The organism is Carnimonas bestiolae (genome assembly GCF_051251145.1).
In the GTDB taxonomy this organism is placed as follows: domain Bacteria; phylum Pseudomonadota; class Gammaproteobacteria; order Pseudomonadales; family Halomonadaceae; genus Carnimonas; species Carnimonas bestiolae.
Genome location: NZ_JBPCZK010000007.1, coordinates 35,362 through 55,669, shown reverse-complemented (window position 1 = coordinate 55,669; position 20,308 = coordinate 35,362). Strand labels below are relative to the sequence as shown.

Sequence of the window (20,308 nt, the reverse complement as noted above, 5' to 3'; positions counted from 1 at the left end):
AAGCCGATCAAATTTGATGCGGCCGAGTGTATGAGTACCGCGAGTGGGGCGCAACTCGCTTTCAACACCAATTAATATGAGTGGGACGTCAATGACGAGCAGCGATAGATCATGTGAGATCCATGGCGAAGGCTCGACGTATATGCGTGGGGTAAGCGGTGGAAAGATCGCATGAATAGAGCCCGTCCAACCTTAACGGAAGGACGGGCTCTGGTGTGAACAGCGGAGCGTTTAGCTGTCGGTAAACGGCTTCAGGCTGTCGCTGGCGTTGTAGTCACGATCGTTTGGCGGCACGCCCTTATCGCTGGCGGCCTTGAGTGCGGGCGCCTGCTTGAAGGTTTTCCATGCCGCTTTGATATCAGCCACGCTGAGTCGGTCAACCGCAAGCGCCAGGCGCTGGCGGTAGTCGAAGTTGAGCTCCTGTAAATTCAACAGTGACCACTGCGAGCTAGCCAGTTCGCCCAGCGTATGGTCACGCTCAAGCAGCTGCGAGCGAATGGCGCTTTTGTAGTGCGCCAGGGTCGCGTCGTCGAGCTTGTCGATGGTTGGCGAGAACTGCTCGGTGAAGTCGTTGATACGGTCAAACAGCTGCTGACTCGAATGAGTGGGCGACTGCACCAGCATGGCTATGCCGCCAGCGCGCATGATCGCCGTATAGTCAGCGTTAACGACATAGCCCAACTGCTGCTCGGTGCGCAGGCTGTCATAAAACGGAGACGATAGCAGTTGCCCCAGCACCGACCAGGCCGCCTTGGTCGCAAGCGTGGTGTCAGGGATGGTTTTTACCATCAGCGCCCCGGCATCGGTGCTTTCAGTGGTCGGGCGGAAAGCGGGCAAGTTGTCGCTTACCGACAAGGTTTGGAGGGCAGGAATATCCTTCATTGCCACGCGCGGCTTGAGCTGATCGAGCACCTTCGCAGAAGCGATCGCATCATCCTGCGTCAGGTTACCCACCGCCAGCGCCGTTACGTGCAGCGACTTCAGCCAGCGCTCGCGGAACTGGCGCAAATCTTCAAGGGTAATGTGGTTGAGTTCATCCAGGCCGCGTGCCGAGTTCCACTCCGGAGTAATCAGCTGGTCAGGAATAACGCGCATCAGACTGTGGTACAGATAGCCTTGGCGTTGGTTGTTGAGGTCATCCTTGAACTGCTGGCTCAGGCGTTCGAAGCTGGCCTGATCGATGGGGGCATCCTTGAGTTGATGAATCAGCGTATCGAAGATCTCGGGCTGACGATCGCGCCAGCCTGACAGATCAATGGCAATGCCACGGCGCTGTACAGAGGCGCCTGCGGTTTGTCCAGCAAGGGCCGCGGGATATAGCGATTCCGATAAGCTGTCGTTCAGCCAGCCTGCCAGCATGGTAGTGAGCAAGCCTTCACGCACGTCGGTTCCCTTCAGCGGACTGAATAGTGCGATTGACCAGTTAACGCTAGGAGTACCGAATGAATGGTTGCCCTGGTACCAGAGATCCATCCCGGGCTGATTGATCAGTCGGCGCGGGCGTGGGTCCTGTACCTTTTCAAGCGTGAAGTCCTTGGCGATAAAGGTATTCCGCTCAGGTAGCGCGAGTTGGCCAACGGCTTGCGCCTGCGGCCAATGCTCAACATGCGTCAGGGTGTAGGGGGTGTGATACCACTGACTTTGCTGCGAGCCTTTCACGTCAGGGCTGGCGTACACGCGCAGCAGGTTGTCGGGGCGCATCTGATCAAGATAGTGCTTGATGAGATCCGGATCGAAGTGATCCATGCGGTAGCCCGCGACATTGATTTCGCTTACCGGCAGGCGCGCCATTGCCATGCTCAGCCCGCTGGCACGATTGGCGTCGGAGCTGGTTTGTTCGAACGGGTAATGCTGGCGCAGCAGGGTTGACTGCTCGTCGAAGCGCCACTGTTCAATGCCGCCCTGTCGAATCTTGTCGATGTAGGCGAACAGCGTCGCCTGAACGTCATCCTGATGCTGGGCACCTTTAGGAGTCAGCTCTACCGATACCGTGAACAGCGCATGGTTACCATCGCTGCGGCTAAGGCCTGTGCTGAGTCCATCCGCCAATCCCGCATGGCGCAGAGCAGCGAGAATGCTACCGGGGCCCTCGTGACCGATCAGGTTGGCAAGGTAGTTGTCGGGCTGGCTGCGCGGGTAGCGCTCGGAATCAGGCACGGGGAAGTTAAAGCTGAGGTTACGGCCATCGACGTTGGACTTCACCTCGACCTTCTCGGGAAGCTGCCCCTGTGCGAACAGCGGGACATCGATATTGGTCTGCGCGACCTTGTGTTCCGGCACATCGCTGAAGCGAGTGCGCGCCAGATGTTCCAGCGTATCCAGCGACTGCGGCCCCATCATGGTGAGCGTCATGCGGTCAGCGGAGTAGTGCTGGCGATAGAATTCGAGCAAGCGCTGGCGCAGCGGCTGCTGTCCATCTTTCAGGGTATCCAGGTTACCCACTGCAAAGTGCGCGAAGGGATGCGCCGGATTAATGGCATGGCTTAGTGCGTCCCAAGTGCGCCGATTCTCGTTGCGCAGTCCCATGTGATACTCGGAGTCGATCGCATGGCGCTCCTGGTTAACGTGGCTGGCATTAAAACGCGGCGCGACGAAAAAGCGTGCGAAGCGATCAAAGGCTCCGGTGAAGGCCGCAGGCGGAATATCAAAGAAGTAGTTAGTGTCGCGATCAGCGGTAAAGGCGTTCGAATTGCCGCCGTGATTGCCCAGATAATCCTGATAATTGCTCGCTTGCGGATAGCGATCGGTGCCCAGAAACAGCATATGCTCGTTGAAATGCGCCAGCCCGGGCACATCCTTCGGGTCCGCCGAGGATCCCACGCGTACATTGACTGCCGCCGCCGCGCGATCAGCGCGATCATCATGCACCAGCAGTACTTCCAATCCATTCGGCAAGCGCAAGGCACGATAGTCTGCCTTGTCGTTGGGACTTTTATGGACCTGTTGGGAATCGGGCGCGTAAGGCGGCAGCCCTGGCAGCGCGGTAGAGGATTGCTGGCTGGACGCTTGCTGAGGTGCCGCCCACGCGGCACTGGGCAGCGGAGCCGCTATCCCTGCACTGATTACGAGCGCAGGAATGATAAGAAGGGCACGGTGGCGCATCGAGTGAGCTGGCATAGGTAGTCCTGACAAATAAAAGAAGCAGTCGAGTGGAGCGGATACGGCCAATTGACGCAATGACGCTGCCCGCAACGGATGTACCGCGGCGCAACAGGATCCTCGGGTGAACGGCGCGGTGGGTATGACCATGAACGATCGCTCCAGCGTTTGGCATGCTCTTTTACGCTGGGGCCAAGTGCTTATTGTTAGGCGAAATCGCGTGCTTCTCAACCGATCGACATAAGGGATACTTAATCTTGTAGTATAAGAAGCGACCCAAGACAGGATTCGCATGGCGAAACGTTAAGACTTTTTTGTTTGCCTTTACGTGCCGCATGGATAAGATACGAAAACACTGTTTTATATTACACTAATGTCGCCCTATCTTTCAGGAGTAGATGATGGCTCGTCCACGTCAACATGCGCCCGAGACTCTGCATGCGCAGGTGATGGCTGCGTGCGACGAGTGGCTTGACACTCAGCCCGTGCAAACGCTCTCGCTGCGCTCAATTGCACGCAGTTTGGGGTGCGCCCCCAGCACTCTTCTTAAGCTTTACGGAAGTTTCAACAATTTACTGCAGTATGTGAACGTTGAAACGCTCACCTCTCTTAACGCTGACATCCAGCACGCAGATACGCTCAGTCCCGAGGAGCGTCTCAGGGTACTGGCGCATGCCTATTGGCAGTTTGCTTATCAGCATCCGCACCGTTGGCAACTGCTATTCGAGTATCCGCTAGCGCAGGAAGGAGAGCTCGATGAACGCCAAAATCTGGCGATCGAGTCGTCCTTTGTGCGTGTTGAGCAGGCGCTCAAGGAACTCCATCCCAGTTTCAGCGCCGACGATGCTTATCGTTTGGCACGCACGCTGTGGGGCAGCGTGCATGGACTGGTGCAGTTGGGCATGACCGAGCGTTTGGGGTTTTATCAGGGCAATCCTATCAAGGTAGAAGATCTGCTGGATCAACTGCTCGCCATGACGCTCGCCGCGCTGGGGAATCGTAAGTTCACGCAATGACGCAATCGACTGTTACACCCTCAATGGATTCACGGCGCGGTCTGATGGGCGCGCGCTTTTTTGCGCCGCTTTTTTGGGCACAAGCCTGCGGTGCTTTCAGTGATAATTTCTTCAAACAGGTGCTGCTGCTATTGCTTACCTATGTCGCCGTGCCGGCGTATGGGTGGGATATCGGCATCGTTAACAATGTCGCCGCGGGCTTGTTTATCGTGCCGCTGCTGCTGTTTTCGGGCTGGGGCGGCACTCTCGCTGATGCTATCGACAAGCGCACCCTGATACGCGCCATCAAGTGGCTCGAACTGATAACGATGAGCGTGGCGGCGCTGCTGATCTGGTATCAGGCATTCGTAGGGTTGCTGCTGTTGCTGTTTCTGGCGGGTACGCAAGCGGCGCTGTTCGGGCCGGTGAAGTACGCGATTCTGCCGCAGCAGGTGCCGCGTCGTAAGCTGGTCGTTGCCAATGCGTGGGTAGAGCTTGCCACCTTCCTCGCCATTCTGTTGGGTATCGTGTTGGCAGGCGTATTAGTGTCGCTGTCCGGCTGGTGGGCGAGCGTTAGTGTGTCGCTGGTGTTGGTAGGTGTCTCGGCGGCAGGCGTGGTTGCCGCCTACTTCGTACCTTCGGCGCCGCCCGTGGAAGGGCACAAGGTAGCCATCGCGCCGGTTCGCCAAAGCGTTGAGGTGCTGCGTACGGCCTGGCAGCAGCGGCGCATTTTCAACACGATTCTTGGCATCAGCACCTTTTGGTTTCTGGGGGTTAGCTACCTCACTCAGCTCCCCCAGTGGGTGGCCACGGTGGTACACGGCAGCGGCAGTGTTGTCAGCTTCTTGTTGGCGGCCTTCGCGGTTGGTATCGGGCTGGGTTCACTGTTGTGCGCGCGCTTGTCGGCGGGGCGCATGGAGCTTGGCCTTATTCCCCTCGGCGCGCTGCTGATTGGCCTGGCTGGCCTTGATTTCGCGTATCACCCAGCCTTCTCCGATTCCGCTCAGCTTCACTCGCTGGCGGAGCTGCTGTTTAGCTGGCGGCTGTGGTGGATGTTCGTCGATCTCGCCTTGATCGGTGTGGGCGGCGGTTTGTTGATCATTCCACTCTATATGCGTTTGCAAACATCAGGCAACGACGCACATCGCTCTCGCATTATTGCCGCCAATAACATCATCAATGCGCTGTTCATGGTGATATCAGCGCTCGGTGCAGCGTTCTTGCTGGGCGTGCTGGGCATTTCACTGCATCTTTACTTCGGATTGGTCGCCGCGCTCTCGCTAAGCCTGGGCATTCTGCTGGCGGTAAAGTATCCGCGTCCGGTGCTGCGTATCTGTATCTTTATTGTGCTGCGCCTTTGCTATCGCTTGAAGCTGTCAGGGCGACATAACATTCCCGATACCGGGCCCGCGTTGGTAATGTGCAATCACGTCAGCTACATGGACGCACTGCTGCTAGGCGGTACCAGCCCGCGACTGCTGCGCTTCATGATGGATACGCCGGCGTACGAGTCGCCTTGGCTCAACTGGTTCTGCCGTATTGCGGGCGCGATCCCGGTCGATCTTGGCAAGCGCAACCCGAAGGATTTGCGGCGTGCGCTGAACGAGGTGAGCGCTGCGCTACGCAATGGCGAAGTGGTCATGATCTTTCCCGAGGGAAGGCTTACCCGAGACGGCAATATTGCCGAATTCCGCCGTGGTGTAGAAACCATTCTGAAGCGCGACCCTGTGCCGGTTATACCTGCCGCAATTTCAGGGTTGTGGGGCTCGTGGGGTTCGTATCGCAGGGGGCGGCCGTTCAAGCGCTGGCCAACGCGTTTCAGGCGCAAGGTGCGGCTTGGTTTTGGTGCTTCGGTGCCCTACACCCAGTGGAACGATCGGCGCGTGCTGCGCGACCGCGTGTTGCAGGTAAAAGAAGAGCTAGGCGGCGGTAAATAGCGGTCTAGCCTGGTACCAAAGACAACGCCCACCGTTGAGATTCAACGGTGGGCGTTGTTCGTTTGCTTATAGCGGTAAGCGAATAATGGCCTTGAGGCCGCCCAGTTCGCTCTCTTCCAGATAAAGTTTGCCGCCGTGGAAGCTAACCACCTGCTCCACGATACCTAGGCCCAATCCGTGGCCGCTAACGCGTTCGTCGAGACGAGTGCCGCGGCTGAGCACCTGAGTGCGTTTTTCCGGCGCAATGCCCGGTCCATCGTCTTCGATAATAAACTCGACGCTGTTGTGGTGTTGGCGCAAGGTCAACCGGGCCTGAGAGTGCGCCCACTTGCCCGCGTTATCCAGCACGTTGCCCAATACTTCGAGCACATCTTCGCTTTCCCACGGCAAGGTGTCGGGAGCCTGTGCGGTGGAGTAGTGAAACGCGATGTGCGGGTAAATTTCTGCCAGTGTGGAAATCAGTGCGGGCAGCTCTTGCTCGGGCTGGAAGTGCGACTTGTGCGTCGAGTTGCGCGTGTCGAGCCGGGCACGCTGTAGCTCGCACTGCACCAAGCGGTGAATATCGGCGAGCCGAGCAGCAAGGGCGTCGCGTAATTCAGGAAGCTGGTCGAATTCACGCCGTCCCAGCTGCGCTTCCATCACAGCGATGGGTGTTTTTAGTGCATGCCCCAGGTTGCTAATGCCGTCTCGGGAACGCGTTAGCACGCGCTCGATGCGTTCCAACTGGTGATTCAGCTCGTTAACCACTGGCGCTATTTCGACGGGCACCGAGGTATCAATCTGGAGACGATGGCCATCATTCAGCAGCTCCAGCTCTTTACGTACCTGACCCAAGGGGGCGAGCACTATACGAATAACGTGCTGCTGAATGACCACCAGCAGGATCGCCAGTAGCCCTCCCAGCATCCATATGGAAAAGCGCAGCCAATTGAGATTTTCCGCAACGCTGGTGTAATCGAGGGCGGTCGTGATGTCGAAGCGATGGCCATCCTGACGGAAGGTGCCGCTCCAGACCAGGAGCTGCTGGTGCTCCGGTCCTTGAGCGAGTCGGCGGGCAAGCCCGGGAGATACTTCGGGAAGACGTTTGTCCCACAAGGAGCGCGAGCGAATCTCGGTCGCTCTGTCCATCTGAAGGGAGAAGTAGTGCCCCGAGTACACCTGGTTATAGCGACCGCGGAAAGGCAGCGATGAAAGATTGAGTTTGCCATTACGGTCGATGGCATCTTTCATCAGGCTTTGGGCGTCCTCTTGAAGGCGCGACCCTAGGTAATCACGAAAGGCGCGGTCGAATAACAGCACGCTGCCGTGAGCCAGCAGGAACATAACGACCAACCCTGCTGCCAAAAGTCCTAGGGCCAGTCGCCTGGTGAGGGAAATCACGCCGTTTCTGGTTTCGCACTGCCGCCAAAACGATAGCCCTGCCCGCGTTGAGTCACAATGACGCCACGGCCCAGTTTCTGGCGCAGGTGGTTGATATGCACTTCGACCACGTTCGGGTTGCGCTCATGTTCACTGTCGTAGAGGTGATCAAGTAGACGGTCTTTCGGGATAACATGCTCCGGGTGCAGCATCATGTAGCGCAGGATGGCAAATTCGGCGCGCGTCAGGCCGACCGGATCGGCGCTGCTGAGCGTTGCCGCGCATTGGCTGGCTTCATCCAGTACCACGCCACCGACGGACAGTTTGGGGGTGGGGCTGCGTCCATGACGGCGGCGCATCAGGCCCTGCAAACGCAGCAGCAACTCGTCGGGGTGGAAGGGTTTGGGCACATAGTCGTCAGCGCCTGCACGCAAGCCGGTAATGCGCTCGCTCCAACTGGTGCGGGCGGTCAAGATAAGAATGGGCGTATCCAGACCGTTCTTGCGCCACTCTTCCAGTAGCTGAAGGCCGGGACGTCCCGGCAATCCCAAATCGAGTACGATGGCATCGAACGGAATATTAATCGCCATTACGGCTGCATCGCGACCATCAGTGCACCAGTCGACGGCGTAGCCATTTTGTGTGAACAGTGCGTTCAGCTCATCGGCAAGGGGGACATTGTCTTCAACAAGTAACAAGCGCATATCTCAAATCCTGTATTCAGGGGTTGATACGTTTGCCGCTGACCGCGTCGATCAGCAGGTCCCATACCTGATCCTGTTCATCCAATATCTCTATCGAGTACACGTACCGATGGTGGTAGCGCTCAAGAGATGCTTCCAGCATTTTCCCGGGGTGCGTGACCTGAGCAATGCCGATGACCCTTTCAAGTGGCAGGATGGCGCCGCTGGCCGTTAGCTGAAGTGCCTCTTCGTGATCAATCTCTTTCCGCTTGCACTCGTGAGCGCTTGCGTACGGTGCGGTCAGGCTCAGCCATGCACACGCGAGCAGACTCAGCGCGGCCCAAATCCAAAGCCGGGAGATTGCCATATCGTTTCTCCTTGACTTCGTTAACGAACAGTTTAGCAGTCGCCGTGACTGCTCGCAGAGAAGTATCGTGATAGAAATGGACATCGTAAGGGAGTCGGTGTCTTGATCTTCAGAGAAGCGGCAGAGGCGCTCGAGTAGCCTGTTAGGGTATCTCAGGTACACGGGGCATCCGGAACATTTTCGCACATAAGACCAGCGGTGAGCCGTCGTCGCCTGTTATGAGCCTTAAAATGCTGAAAGGGGCTAGTCCGAGCGCTTTGAGTAGCATTTGCCGGGAGGCGGTTCTCTAGCCGCGAACCGCTAATGGTGGGGGCCGGTGGGGCTAACGTTTGATGGCGATGGGTTACGGCGCTGTGTCCAGTATCAAACGGCTGCTTATGTAGGTAAGCACTAGCACGCCCATGCCGATCAGTGTCCAGCGCGCAGCACGGCGGCCTCGCCAGCCGCTTGACTGACGTTGCCATAGCAGTGCGCCGAAGATCAGCCATGCCAGTATCGATAGCAGTGCCTTGGACGTCAGATATTCGGCCGAGGAATCGAACACAAACAGCGCGCCAGAGATAATCGCGAGGGTAAGGAAGATCATGCCGAGCGTAATCAAGGCGAACAGCATGCGCTCCATTTGCGTGAGCGGCGGCAGCACCTGCACGATACCGCGCAGACGCTTGGTTTTAAGCGCACGATCCTGCAGTGCAATCAGACAGGCTTGCGCAGCAGCAATCGCAAACAGCGAAAAGGCGAGAATAGAGCCGGCAATATGCGCCAGCACGCCTGGCGGAAAGTGGTTGTAGTTCAATGAAGCTGGCAGGCCTACTAGCGTGACCAGACTGATGGCGCTAAGCGGAAGTAGCACCGCGGTGGCGGCAATGAGAGGGCTTGCCAGACTAGCAAGCAGAGTAAGCAGCGTCATTACCCAGCACACAAGGCTAAGCGTTTCGAGAATGCCCAGGTTATAGGTGCCTGCGCCTTTATAGATAATGACGTAAAGCGTAACGGCGTGCAGCGCAGAGGCGATCAGCCCGGTACTTCTTACCAGCGCGGGGTTAGAGTCGGTTTTGCGGCCCAGCACGCAGGCTTGCCAAATTCCTCCTGCTAGATAAAGCAGAATGGCGAGCAGTGCGCAGGGTAATACTGCATACATCCCGATAGTGGCCTGGTAAGTGAGAAAGGATTAGCGTTAAAAACGTCTTCCACTATAGCGACTCTTGCATGCTAACGGTAGGTGATGGATGGAGAGACGCTGATGAAAAAGTTATACTTCGCGACCCATCGCCGAAACAGCCTCGCAATCGCTGGCTTCGGTTACAGAATTTGCCGCGCGGCGTAAACGCTGGCGGTCCATGGAGGCGCTCATGTTCGATAGTTTATCCGATCGGTTATCGGGAACGCTGCGCAGTATTACCGGTCAGGCCCGACTCACTGAAGACAACGTGCGTGACACGCTGCGCGAGGTGCGGCGTGCGCTGCTCGAGGCTGACGTCGCGCTGCCAGTGGTCAAGGCGTTCGTCGAGCGCGTTCGTGAGCGGGCGGTAGGGCAGGAAGTATCCAAAAGCCTGTCGCCGGGTCAGCAATTCGTCAAGATTGTACGCGACGAACTCGAGAGCGTGATGGGCGAGGGCAATGTGCCCCTCGATCTCAAGCATCCGCCTTCGGTCGTGCTGATGGCTGGCTTGCAGGGGGCCGGTAAAACCACCACCGTGGCGAAACTGGGCCGCTATCTGCGCGAGCGCGAAAAGAAAAAAGTGCTGGTGGTGTCCGCCGACATCTATCGTCCTGCGGCCATCGATCAGCTTGAGCGTCTTGCCGAGGAAGTGGGCGTCGAGTTCTTCCCGTCGGATTCTTCGCAGAAACCAGTCGATATTGCGCGCGCGGCCATTCATCACGCCAAGATTCAGTTCTTCGATGTCGTGCTGGTGGATACCGCTGGTCGCTTGCATGTCGACGAAGACATGATGACCGAAATCAAACAGCTGCACGGTGCCATTTCACCGGCTGAAACGCTGTTTGTGGTCGACTCGATGACCGGTCAGGATGCTGCCAACACCGCCAAGGCATTTCACGACGCGCTGCCGCTAACCGGCGTAGTGCTGACCAAGGCCGACGGCGATGCGCGCGGTGGTGCGGCGCTGTCGGTGCGCTATCTGACCGGAAAACCGATCAAGTTTATCGGTGTCGGTGAAAAAACCGACGCGCTGGAGCCTTTCCATCCTGACCGTATCGCTTCCCGTATTCTGGGCATGGGCGATGTACTGAGCCTGATCGAAGAAGCAGAGCGCACGGTCGACAAGAGCAAGGCTCAGAAGCTCACCAAGAAGATTAAAAAGGGCGAAGGCTTCGATCTCGAAGACTTTCGCGATCAGCTCCAGCAGCTCAAGAGCATGGGCGGCATGGGCAAGCTAATGGATAAGCTGCCGGGCATGGGCCAGATGGCAGAGATGGCACAAAATCAGAATGCCGAGAAAGAGTTCGGCAAGCTGGAAGCCATGATTAACTCCATGACGCCCAAGGAAAGACGCAAGCCCGAGCTCATCAACGGTTCGCGCAAGCGGCGCATCTGCGCAGGCTCCGGCACTCAGGTGCCCGACCTCAATCGTCTTCTCAAACAGCACAAGCAAATGCAGAAGATGATGAAGAAAATGAAAAAGGGCGGCATGCAGAAAATGATGCGCGGCATGAGCGGGATGATGGGCGGTGGCGGCCCCGGAGGTCCCGGCGGCATGGGTGGAATGGGCGGTTTTCCGCGTCGCTGAGTCGCGGCGCACGCGGTAACAGATAATTATCTTCCGCTGTGCTGTTTGCAGAGGTTGAAAATTGCCGTAGAATACCGCCTCTTTGCACGAGCTGCATCGCGTATCGGCTCGCCGGTAAAAATCCCGCCTCGGCGCTACAGGTTGTTTGGCGTCCAGGCCCCAGGAACGATGAAGATGCTAATGGGCGGGCAGTACCCCCGCAGGTTCAGCGTCTGACGTCGTGCTCCGGTTCGCACCGAGAGCATACTGTTATCGAATACAGCTAGAGAGAATTAGCGATGGTTACCATTCGTTTGGCACGTGGCGGCGCTAAAAAGCGTCCGTTTTATCATATCTCCGTAACTGACTCTCGCGTTTCACGCGACGGTCGCTTCATCGAGCGTATCGGCTTCTTCAACCCGATCGCGCGTGGCGGTGAAGAGCGTCTGCGCATTGATCTCGACCGCGTTGCTCACTGGGAATCCCAGGGTGCGCAGGTTTCTGATCGTGTTGCTGAGCTGATCAAATCTGCTCGCAAGGAAGCTGCATAATTCGCAGCTGGTGCCAGCTTGCGTTGTACATGGCGCAAGCGCTGGATAGTTTCCATTAGTCGGATAGGTGTTAGGGCATGAGCATTGACCGCAACGCTGCTGAGCAGTCGAACGATCAGCGCGTGGTCATGGGCAGCCTTACCAGCCCCTATGGCATCAAGGGGTGGCTCAAGGTGTATTCACACACGAGTCCGATGGAAGGTATCCTCGATTATCCGCACTGGAGCGTCGAGAAAAACGGTGTCGAGCGCCGTTTTCGCGTGCTGCAGGGGCGGCGCCAGGGCAAAGGTCTGGTGGTGCAGCTCGAAGGCGTCGATTCTCGCGATGCCGCAGAGGCGCTGGGTGGTGCCACCATTCGGCTGGCGGCGGGAGAACTCCCGCGGCTGTCCGAGGGTGAGTTCTACTGGTATCAGCTCGAAGGGCTGGCGGTTGCCACTACCGATGGCGTGGCATTGGGGCGCGTTGCCTACCTGTTTGAAACAGGGGCCAACGATGTCCTCGTGATCAAGGGCGCCGAGGATGGCAAGGAACGGCTGGTGCCGTTTATTCCCGACGATGTCATCATTGATATTGATCTGGACGCGGGGCACATGACAGTCGACTGGGATCCGGACTTTTGAAACCGAACGTCGCGTTGATTCTGGAACTCCTGTCATGAGCACCGAGGCGAAGTCGGATCAGCCAAGCCTGAGTATTGGCATCGTATCGCTCTTTCCGGAAATGTTTCCGGCGCTCACTGAGCAGGGCGTTATCGGCCGCGCGGTAAAGCAGGGAATTCTCGATATTCGCTGCTGGAATCCGCGCGATTACGCTCAGGATCGTCATCGCACCGTCGATGATCGCCCCTACGGTGGTGGTCCCGGCATGCTGATGAAGGTCGACACGCTGCGCGCTGCCATTCGCGATGCCCGCGATGCCCTGACCGAAAACGGTCAGCCGCCCAAGGTGATTTATCTATCGCCGCAGGGTCGGGTGTTCAATCAGGCAGGGGCAGCCGAGCTTGTTGGCCGCCAGCGGCTGGTGCTGGTGGCAGGGCGTTACGAAGGCATTGACGAGCGTGTCATCGAGAGCGATATCGATGAGCAGTGGTCGATTGGTGATTACGTGCTCAGCGGTGGCGAGTTACCAGCAATGGTAATGATCGATGCGCTGTCGCGGCTGGTGCCGGGGGTGCTGGGTCACGAGCGCTCCGCAGTAGAGGATTCGTTCAGCGACGGACTGCTCGACTGCCCGCACTACACGCGTCCCGAAGAAGTTGATGGCAAACGTGTACCAGCCGTCCTTCTCGGAGGCAACCACGGCGAAATTCGACGCTGGCGGTTGAAACAGTCGCTCGGGCGTACGATGCTGCATCGTCCTGAGCTTCTAGAAGCGCGAACGCTTACGCGAGAAGAACAGCAGCTTCTCGACGCGTTCGTTAGCGAACACGGCGCTGGAGAGAACAACTCCTCCGGCGACGGCGGTGCCTAGGGCAGCCTAAGGGCGGTCAAGGCGTCATCCACATAACGATCCCCGCTCTGTTGCCGGGGTCACGCTGCCGGAAGCTTCCGGCAACCTACAGGAGTTTGAAAATGAGCAATCGTAATAAAGTGATCCAGGCGATCGAAAACGAGCAGATCAACAAGGAACTGCCGGCGTTCGCTCCTGGCGATACCGTCGTTGTTCAGGTAAAGGTAGTAGAAGGTAACCGCGAGCGTCTGCAGGCGTTCGAAGGTGTGGTCATCGGTAAGCGTAACCGTGGCCTTAACTCCGCATTCACCGTTCGCAAAATCTCTCACGGTGTTGGCGTTGAGCGTACCTTCCAGACTTACAGCCCCCTCGTTGACAGCGTTTCTGTCAAACGTCGCGGCGACGTTCGTCAGGCCAAGCTCTACTACCTCCGCGAACTCAGCGGCAAGGCTGCCCGTATCAAGGAAAAACTTTCCTGATACCGGCTTTCGCTGGTGCCGCTTGCCGGTACCAGCGATCGGCAAAGGCCGACCAAAAACCCGCGTCCTCTCAAGGGCGCGGGTTTTTTGCTATTAGTTAACACGGTGCTTGTCCAGCTTGCTGCAGATTCATCATGGCGTCAGTAAACAGCGCTATCGAGGGCGGCAATTCTTCCGAATCGGTGGTATTTTGTCAGGCCTAATCCTGAAACGCGCTCCTTATGTTCTACACCGCACTCATCGACAGTTTTCTCGATTCACTCTGGCTTGAACGAGGCGCTAGCCCCCACACGCTGGCGGCCTATCGCCGCGACCTGAAGTGCTGGGTGTCTCATTTGGATGATCCCGCGATGCTGCTGGCACCGCCGCCCGAGGCATTGGAAAATCTTCTTGGCGAGCGTCGGGCGGCGGGGTATAGCCCACGTAGTGATGCGCGTCTGCTGTCGAGCCTGCGCCGCTTCTATCGCTGGGCAATGCTCGAAAGTCTGATCGAAAGCGATCCCATTAGTCATGTAGAAACCGCGCCGGTGCGTGCTGGCCTGCCCAAAACCCTTGATGAAGCCGATGTCGAAAGCCTGCTTGCCGCGCCCGACACTGAGGATCCGCTCGGGCTGCGCGATCGCGCCATGCTCGAAGTGCTGTACGCATGCGGGCTGCGGGTTACCGAGCTGATAGAGCTACGCGTCGATAGCCTTAATTTGCGCCAAGGCGTGGTCAGAGTATTGGGCAAGGGCAACAAGGAGCGCTTGGTCCCCCTCGGTGAAGAGGCGGTTGATTGGCTCGAGCGCTACATGCGCCAGGGGCGCAGTCTGCTGATGGCGGATATCACTCGCGCCCCCTTGTTTCCCGGTCGTCATGATGGCTTCATGACCCGCCAGACGTTCTGGTATCGCATTAAAAAGCATGCCATGCAGGCAGGCATCCATAAGCCTCTGTCACCGCATACGCTGCGCCATGCGTTCGCAACGCATTTGCTGGATCACGGCGCCCACCTGCGTGTTGTTCAGGAGCTGTTGGGCCACCGTGACCTGTCGACGACCCAGATTTACACCCATGTTGCTCAACGTCGTCTTGAGCAGCTGCATCAGCAGCACCATCCGCGCGGCTGAGTACAGCCTCTGCTACGGAGTTTTTGTATGTTTGTGTTTGGATTTCGCCGTCTTGCAATCGCCGCCATCGCCTGTGCCGGCGCGATGGGCATTGTATCTCCGGTGATCGCGGCCAGTGCGCCAGATATTTCCTCGTTGACCATCGGTGGCCGTAAGGTCGCCGTCACTGATGCACGGACCACCCCCATCAAGGGCCTTTATCGGCTAACATTGGAAAGCGGCGATGTGGTCTTCTCCGACCCGCAAGGCCACTACATGCTTACTGGTGATCTATACGAAAACGGCGAGCATGGACTGATCAACCTAAGCGAGAAAGCCGCTAACGAGCAGCGTCGTGAAGCACTCGCCAAGCTTGATAAGCGTGATAGCGTTATCTTCCGGCCAGCGGGCGATATCAAAGGCACGCTCACTGTGTTTACCGACATTACCTGCCCCTACTGTCAGGAGCTGCATAAAGAGATTCCGACGCTGAACAAGCAAGGCATCGCGGTACGCTATCTGGCCTTCCCGCGCGCGGGTGATCACTCTCCGGCGGCGGCTGAACTGGCGCAAATATGGTGCAGTCGTAACCCTCAGCAGTCCATGTCAGCGGCGTTTAACGGTAAAATGCCCGATAACAGTGGTAAGCAGTGCGCTAGCACTATCGCGCGTGATTACGAGCTGGGTCGGCAGCTTGGTGTTCAGGGAACGCCAGCCATCGTTTATCCTGATGGCAGCCTAGTGCCAGGCTATCTGCCCGCAGGGCAGCTGGTGTCACACTTCAAGCAGCACGCGCAGTAACTCACGCTTGCCGCGCTCCTGGTCAACGGCCAGGGAGGCGGCAATCAACGTACATTTATCGGGTGGTTCGGGCTGCTGGGCAACGCGTAGCAGTTGATAAAGCCACCTTTCATCGGCAATAAGAGAGTCAGGACAATCGTGGATTCCGAGAGCAGCGCAGCGCCATCGCTAACGCCCGTCAAAGTAGGTATTTGCGGTCTAGGTACCGTCGGTAGCGGCACCTTCAATGTGTTGATTCGCAACGCTGAGGATATTGCTCGTCGAGCAGGGCGGCCTATCGTGGTAGAGCAGGTGGGGGCGCGCCGCGATAACCCTGACTGCGATACCTCAAGCGTCAACGTCACGCGCGATATCTTCGAGGTGGCGCGCAACCCTGATGTCGATGTGGTGGTCGAACTGATTGGCGGCTACGACATTGCTCGGCAGCTAGTGCTTGAAGCCATCGAGCACGGCAAGCATGTGGTAACCGCCAACAAGGCGCTGATTGCGGTGCATGGTAATGAAATCTTCGACGCTGCCGCCAAGAAAGGCGTGATCGTGGCGTTCGAAGCGGCGGTGGCCGGCGGAATTCCCATTATCAAAACGCTGCGTGAAGGGCTTGGCGCCAACCGTATTCAGTGGGTGGCGGGTATCATCAATGGTACCGGTAACTTCATTCTGACCCATATGCGCGACGATGGCCGCAGCTTTGATGATGTGCTTGCCGAAGCCCAAGCGCTTGGCTATGCAGAGGCTGACCCCACGTTCGATGTCGAAGGCATAGATGCCGCACACAAGCTGACCATTCTGGCGTCGATTGCCTTTGGTGTGCCGCTGCAGTTCGATCTTGCCTACACCGAAGGGCTGCGCAAGATTACCGCTGAAGATGTCGAGCAGGCCGATCGGCTTGGCTATATCATCAAGCACCTTGGCATTGCGCGCCGCACCGATGAAGGCGTCGAGCTACGGGTGCATCCCACGCTGATTGCCAAATCGCGCCTGCTGGCGAATGTGCATGGCGTCGCCAATGCCGTCGAGGTCATGGGCGATGCGATAGGGCGCAGTCTTTACTACGGTCCGGGCGCAGGCGATGAAGCCACGGCTTCGGCGGTTATTGCCGACATTCTCGATGTCGCTCGCGACACTGCCACCGATCCCCGCTATCGCACTCCTTATCTGGCCTTCCGCGGCATCGACCAAGGTCGCCGTGAGCTGCCTATTCTGCCGATATCGAAGGTTGTTTCAGCCTATTACCTGCGTCTGAATGCCGTTGATCGTCCCGGCGTGCTGGCGCGTATTGCGCGCATCCTGGCGGATCTTGATATCAGCATCGAAAAGCTGGTGCAGCGTGAGGCTGGTCATGAAGGCAGCGCCTCGCTGATTATCCTGACCCACCGCGCCGTTGAAGAGAACATGGATGCCGCCATCGCGCAGTTAGAAGCACTCGACGATGTAGAAGGCAGCATCATGCGCATTCGCGTTGAAGGCTCCGACGACTGATCGCGCTACCATACAGAGAAACGATATGCGTTATATAAGCACGCGCGGGAAGGCTCCCGCACTAGGGTTTGAAGATGTTGTCCTGACGGGGCTGGCATCTGACGGCGGCCTCTATGTGCCGGAAACGCTACCGCAAATCAGTCGCGAAGAACTGGCTGGGTTTGCGGGGCTTTCCTACGCAGAGATTGCCTTCAGGGTCATGAAGCCTTTTGTCGATGGCGCCATCGATGACGCTACCTTCAAAGCCATTGTTGATGACACCTATGCCACCTTCCACCACGATGCAGTGGTGCCGCTGAAGCAGCTTAATGCCAACCATTTCCTGCTGGAACTGTTCCACGGCCCAACGCTGGCGTTCAAGGACGTTGCGCTGCAGTTGCTCGGCAGATTGCTCGATCATTTCCTGAGCAAGCGCGGTGAGCGTGCGGTAGTGATGGGCGCTACCTCAGGCGATACCGGTTCTGCGGCCATCGAAGGCTGCAAGCACAGCGATCATCTTGATATTTTCATTCTGCATCCGTATCAGCGCGTTTCCGAAGTACAGCGTCGTCAGATGACGACCGTGCTTGAGAACAACGTGTTCAACGTTGCGGTCGAAGGTAACTTCGATGACTGTCAGGCAATCGTGAAGTCCAGCTTTGCCGACCAAAACTTCCTGAAAGGCACGCGGCTGGTGGCGGTCAACTCGATCAACTGGGCGCGCATCATGGCGCAAACCGCCTACTATGTGGCCGCCGCCGTAGCGCTGGGTGCACCGCATCGCGAAGTGAGCTTCACGGTTCCTTCCGCCAACTTCGGCAATATTTTCGCGGGCTATCTGGCGCGCGAAATGGGTGTACCGGTGCGCCAGTTCGTAATCGCTACCAATGCCAACGACATCCTTCATCGGGTGGTCTCTGCCAACGACTTCTCGCGTCGAGAGCTGTTGGCAACTCTGGCGCCGTCGATGGATATCGTGGTGTCGTCGAATTTCGAGCGCCTGCTGTTCTTCGCCTATGACCGTGATGCGGCAGCGGTATCCGAGCTGCTCGAGCAGTTCCAGCAGTCACCGGCAGCGCTGGCAGAAGCGCCGCTGGCGGCGCTGCGCAAGCTGTTTTCCAGCGCCGCCGTTGATGATCAGGAAATTCTCGCGACGATTCGTGAAGCGCATCAGCGCACCGGAGAATTGCTCGATCCTCACACCGCCATTGGCTACCGCGCTGCCGAGCGCTGCAACCAGCACCCGGAAGTGCCGATGATTACGCTCGCCACAGCGCATCCGGCCAAGTTTGCCGAGGCAGTCGAGCAGGCCGGCTTCGAAGAAGTGCCGCTGCCCGATAACATGAGCGATCTGCTATCGCGCGAAGAGCGCTACGAAGTGATGCCTGCGTCGATCGAAGACGTGCAACGCTACGTCGCTAGCGCGCGCCGTCAGTAATGGCCGAGGCAACGGCCGCTTCTTCCTTGTCAGATAGCACGCGTCCACGGCTAATGCAGCGCCAGCGCGATGCCGCCGTCGAGCAGCAAGCGCTCGCGGCGGGGCTGTCGCCGCTACAGGCCAGAATCATGGCGGGGCGCGTGAGTGCGCCGCAGAATTCTCTCGATGCACTCATCGCGCCTGGGCTTCGCCATTTGATCGATCCTGCCTGTTTGAAAGATGGGCAGCGTGCTGCCGAGCGCATTGCGCGCGCGGTGTCCGAAGGTGAGCAAATTGGCATTCTCACCGACTACGACGTCGATGGTATTACCTCGCACGTGGTGATTCTACGCACGCTGGTCGAGTTGTTTGGTGTTCCGCGCCGTCGCATTACCAGCCTGATCGGGCATCGTATCAACGACGGCTATGGTATCTCTCAACCGCTGGTCGAGCGCACGCTGGCGTGTTCGCCGCGTCCCTCGCTGGTGATCAGTGCCGATTGCGGCTCCTCCGACGAAGCGCGCATCGCCCGCCTGAAGGCTGGCGGCGTCGACGTGGTGGTTACCGATCACCACGCGGTGCCGGTAGAAGGGCCGCCGCCTTCGGCCTACGCCGTCGTTAATCCATCGCGCCTCGACTGCGACTATCCCGATCGCACCATTGCCGGATGCATGGTGTCATGGCTGATCATGGCGCTCACCAGAACGCTGCTGATCGACACCGGCGTGCTGCCCGCCCAAACGCCAAAGCTATCGGCATGGCTCTCCTATGTAGCGCTGGGCACGGTGGCCGATTGCGTTAGCCTTGGTGATAGCGCCATCAACCGCGCTGTCGTCAGCTACGGCCTGCAAATTATCAATCGCATGCAGGAGCCTTGCTGGCAGGTGATGGCCGAGCGGCTGGGGGATGATAGCCTGCCCTTTACCGCCGAAACGCTCGGGTTTCAGATGGGGCCGCGTATCAACGCGCGCTCGCGTCTCGATGATCCCTACGCCGCGCTGCACTTCATGCTGGCGAGCGACACGGCGACATCGCGTCGCTATCTTGACCTGTTGGAGCAGGATAATCAGTCGCGCAAGGCGATCGAAGCCGATATGGTCGAGCAGGCCAAACGCCTTGCCGCGCCGCAGCTTCAGCGTGAAGCGCCGGTGCTAACGCTGTTTGTAGAAGATGGGCACGCGGGGGTGCAGGGCATTGTGGCGTCGCGCTTGGTGCAGGCCTTCGGGCGACCTTGCGTGGTGCTTACGCCGGGCTCGACGGCGGGGCAGTTGGCAGCGTCCGCTCGTTCGATCGAGGGGGTGCATTTGCGCGATGCTCTGGAGCGCGTTAATTCGCTGCAGCCCGACGCGCTGGTGCGTTTTGGCGGCCATGCTGGGGCCGCTGGCTTCACCCTTGTCGCCTCAACCCTGAGTGATTTCACCGCCGCGCTCGAACAAGCGGTTGGCGAGCAGCTTAACGGCCGTGCGCTGTTTCCAATCATCCACACTGACGGCGAGCTCGAGGCGGGGCAACTCGACCTGGCCCTGCTGGACGAGATCGAGCGGTTGGGGCCCTATGGGCGCGAGTTCGAAGCGCCGCTGTTCGAGGGGCAGTTTGTGGTTAAGCAGGCTCGCTTGGTCGGTAGCGATGGCACCCACCTGATGATGGAGCTTGATACCGGTCAAGGGCGGTCCGTGCGTGCGATCTGGTTCCGCGCCACAGCGGCGGGTCAGTCGGCGCCCTTGGCCGCAGGCATGGTCATGCGCTGCGCCTTCCGGCCGGCCCGCAATCGGTTTCGCGGTCGGGAATCGCTGCAGCTGATGATCGAGTTTGCCCAAGCGCTGCATTAAGTCACGGCATAGCGCCCATCGACGCTCAGCGGTACGCATCAAAAAAGCCCTTTCGGTATCCACCGGA

At 58.4% G+C, this 20,308-nt stretch carries 17 protein-coding genes; 12 read left to right on the top strand and 5 right to left on the bottom strand.

Going from position 1 to position 20,308, the window contains the following annotated elements; all coding sequences use genetic code 11:
• Positions 1–231 precede the first annotated feature (231 nt).
• Entirely contained in the window at positions 232–3,117 is a 2,886-nt protein-coding gene (locus R84865_RS09560; RefSeq protein ID WP_435639505.1) for an insulinase family protein, read from the bottom strand.
• A gap of 383 nt (positions 3,118–3,500) precedes the next feature.
• Between R84865_RS09560 and R84865_RS09555 the strand changes: the two genes are divergently transcribed.
• Both R84865_RS09555 and R84865_RS09550 read left to right on the top strand, forming a co-directional pair.
• On the top strand, positions 3,501–4,115 hold the full coding sequence (locus R84865_RS09555; RefSeq protein ID WP_435637419.1) for a TetR/AcrR family transcriptional regulator: 615 nt from the start codon (positions 3,501–3,503) through the stop codon (positions 4,113–4,115).
• On the top strand, positions 4,112–6,031 hold the full coding sequence (locus R84865_RS09550) for an MFS transporter (protein ID WP_435631786.1): 1,920 nt from the start codon (positions 4,112–4,114) through the stop codon (positions 6,029–6,031). Before R84865_RS09555 ends, R84865_RS09550 begins: the two co-directional genes overlap by 4 nt.
• Before the next feature lie 66 nt (positions 6,032–6,097).
• Here the strand turns inward: R84865_RS09550 and R84865_RS09545 are convergent, their stop codons facing one another.
• The 4 genes from R84865_RS09545 to R84865_RS09530 all read right to left on the bottom strand — a co-directional run bounded on the left by R84865_RS09545 (position 6,098) and on the right by R84865_RS09530 (position 9,581).
• Complete coding sequence (locus R84865_RS09545) at positions 6,098–7,354, bottom strand: ATP-binding protein (RefSeq protein ID WP_435639504.1); 1,257 nt, start codon at positions 7,352–7,354, stop codon at positions 6,098–6,100.
• A gap of 53 nt (positions 7,355–7,407) precedes the next feature.
• A complete protein-coding gene (locus R84865_RS09540; RefSeq protein WP_435631784.1) occupies positions 7,408–8,094 on the bottom strand; it encodes a response regulator transcription factor in 687 nt (228 codons plus the stop codon).
• A gap of 16 nt (positions 8,095–8,110) precedes the next feature.
• Positions 8,111–8,440 carry a PepSY domain-containing protein gene (locus R84865_RS09535; protein WP_435631783.1) on the bottom strand — a complete coding sequence of 110 codons (330 nt, stop codon included), beginning with the start codon at positions 8,438–8,440 and terminating at the stop codon, positions 8,111–8,113.
• A 343-nt stretch (positions 8,441–8,783) separates the two neighbouring features.
• Complete coding sequence (locus R84865_RS09530) at positions 8,784–9,581, bottom strand: cytochrome C assembly family protein (RefSeq protein WP_435631782.1); 798 nt, start codon at positions 9,579–9,581, stop codon at positions 8,784–8,786.
• Between the two features lie 211 nt (positions 9,582–9,792).
• On the opposite strand from R84865_RS09530, the gene ffh reads away from it, so the two are divergent.
• The 10 genes from ffh (at position 9,793) to recJ (ending at position 20,241) form a co-directional block, all read left to right on the top strand.
• Positions 9,793–11,190 (top strand): signal recognition particle protein, encoded by a 1,398-nt coding sequence (gene ffh / locus R84865_RS09525; RefSeq protein ID WP_435631781.1) that lies wholly within the window; start codon positions 9,793–9,795, stop codon positions 11,188–11,190.
• Positions 11,191–11,468: 278 nt separating this feature from the next.
• Complete coding sequence (rpsP, locus tag R84865_RS09520; protein ID WP_435631780.1) at positions 11,469–11,720, top strand: 30S ribosomal protein S16; 252 nt, start codon at positions 11,469–11,471, stop codon at positions 11,718–11,720.
• Positions 11,721–11,803: 83 nt separating this feature from the next.
• Positions 11,804–12,340, top strand: a complete 537-nt coding sequence (rimM, locus tag R84865_RS09515; RefSeq protein ID WP_435639575.1) for a ribosome maturation factor RimM — start codon at positions 11,804–11,806, stop codon at positions 12,338–12,340.
• Between the two features lie 34 nt (positions 12,341–12,374).
• Positions 12,375–13,190, top strand: coding sequence for a tRNA (guanosine(37)-N1)-methyltransferase TrmD (trmD, locus tag R84865_RS09510; protein WP_435639503.1), 816 nt, complete (start codon positions 12,375–12,377; stop codon positions 13,188–13,190).
• 101 nt (positions 13,191–13,291) lie between these two features.
• Positions 13,292–13,648: a 50S ribosomal protein L19 gene (rplS, locus tag R84865_RS09505; protein WP_025733502.1), complete on the top strand. Its 357-nt coding sequence runs from the start codon at positions 13,292–13,294 to the stop codon at positions 13,646–13,648.
• Positions 13,649–13,869: 221 nt separating this feature from the next.
• Positions 13,870–14,757 carry a site-specific tyrosine recombinase XerD gene (gene xerD / locus R84865_RS09500; RefSeq protein WP_435631778.1) on the top strand — a complete coding sequence of 296 codons (888 nt, stop codon included), beginning with the start codon at positions 13,870–13,872 and terminating at the stop codon, positions 14,755–14,757.
• A 27-nt stretch (positions 14,758–14,784) separates the two neighbouring features.
• Positions 14,785–15,537, top strand: a complete 753-nt coding sequence (locus R84865_RS09495) for a DsbC family protein (protein WP_435639502.1) — start codon at positions 14,785–14,787, stop codon at positions 15,535–15,537.
• 138 nt (positions 15,538–15,675) lie between these two features.
• On the top strand, positions 15,676–17,016 hold the full coding sequence (locus R84865_RS09490; RefSeq protein ID WP_435639501.1) for a homoserine dehydrogenase: 1,341 nt from the start codon (positions 15,676–15,678) through the stop codon (positions 17,014–17,016).
• 25 nt (positions 17,017–17,041) lie between these two features.
• Positions 17,042–18,433, top strand: coding sequence for a threonine synthase (gene thrC / locus R84865_RS09485; protein ID WP_435631775.1), 1,392 nt, complete (start codon positions 17,042–17,044; stop codon positions 18,431–18,433).
• Positions 18,433–20,241, top strand: a complete 1,809-nt coding sequence (gene recJ, locus R84865_RS09480) for a single-stranded-DNA-specific exonuclease RecJ (RefSeq protein ID WP_435639500.1) — start codon at positions 18,433–18,435, stop codon at positions 20,239–20,241. The genes thrC and recJ overlap by 1 nt, the downstream gene beginning before the upstream one ends.
• Positions 20,242–20,308 lie beyond the last annotated feature (67 nt).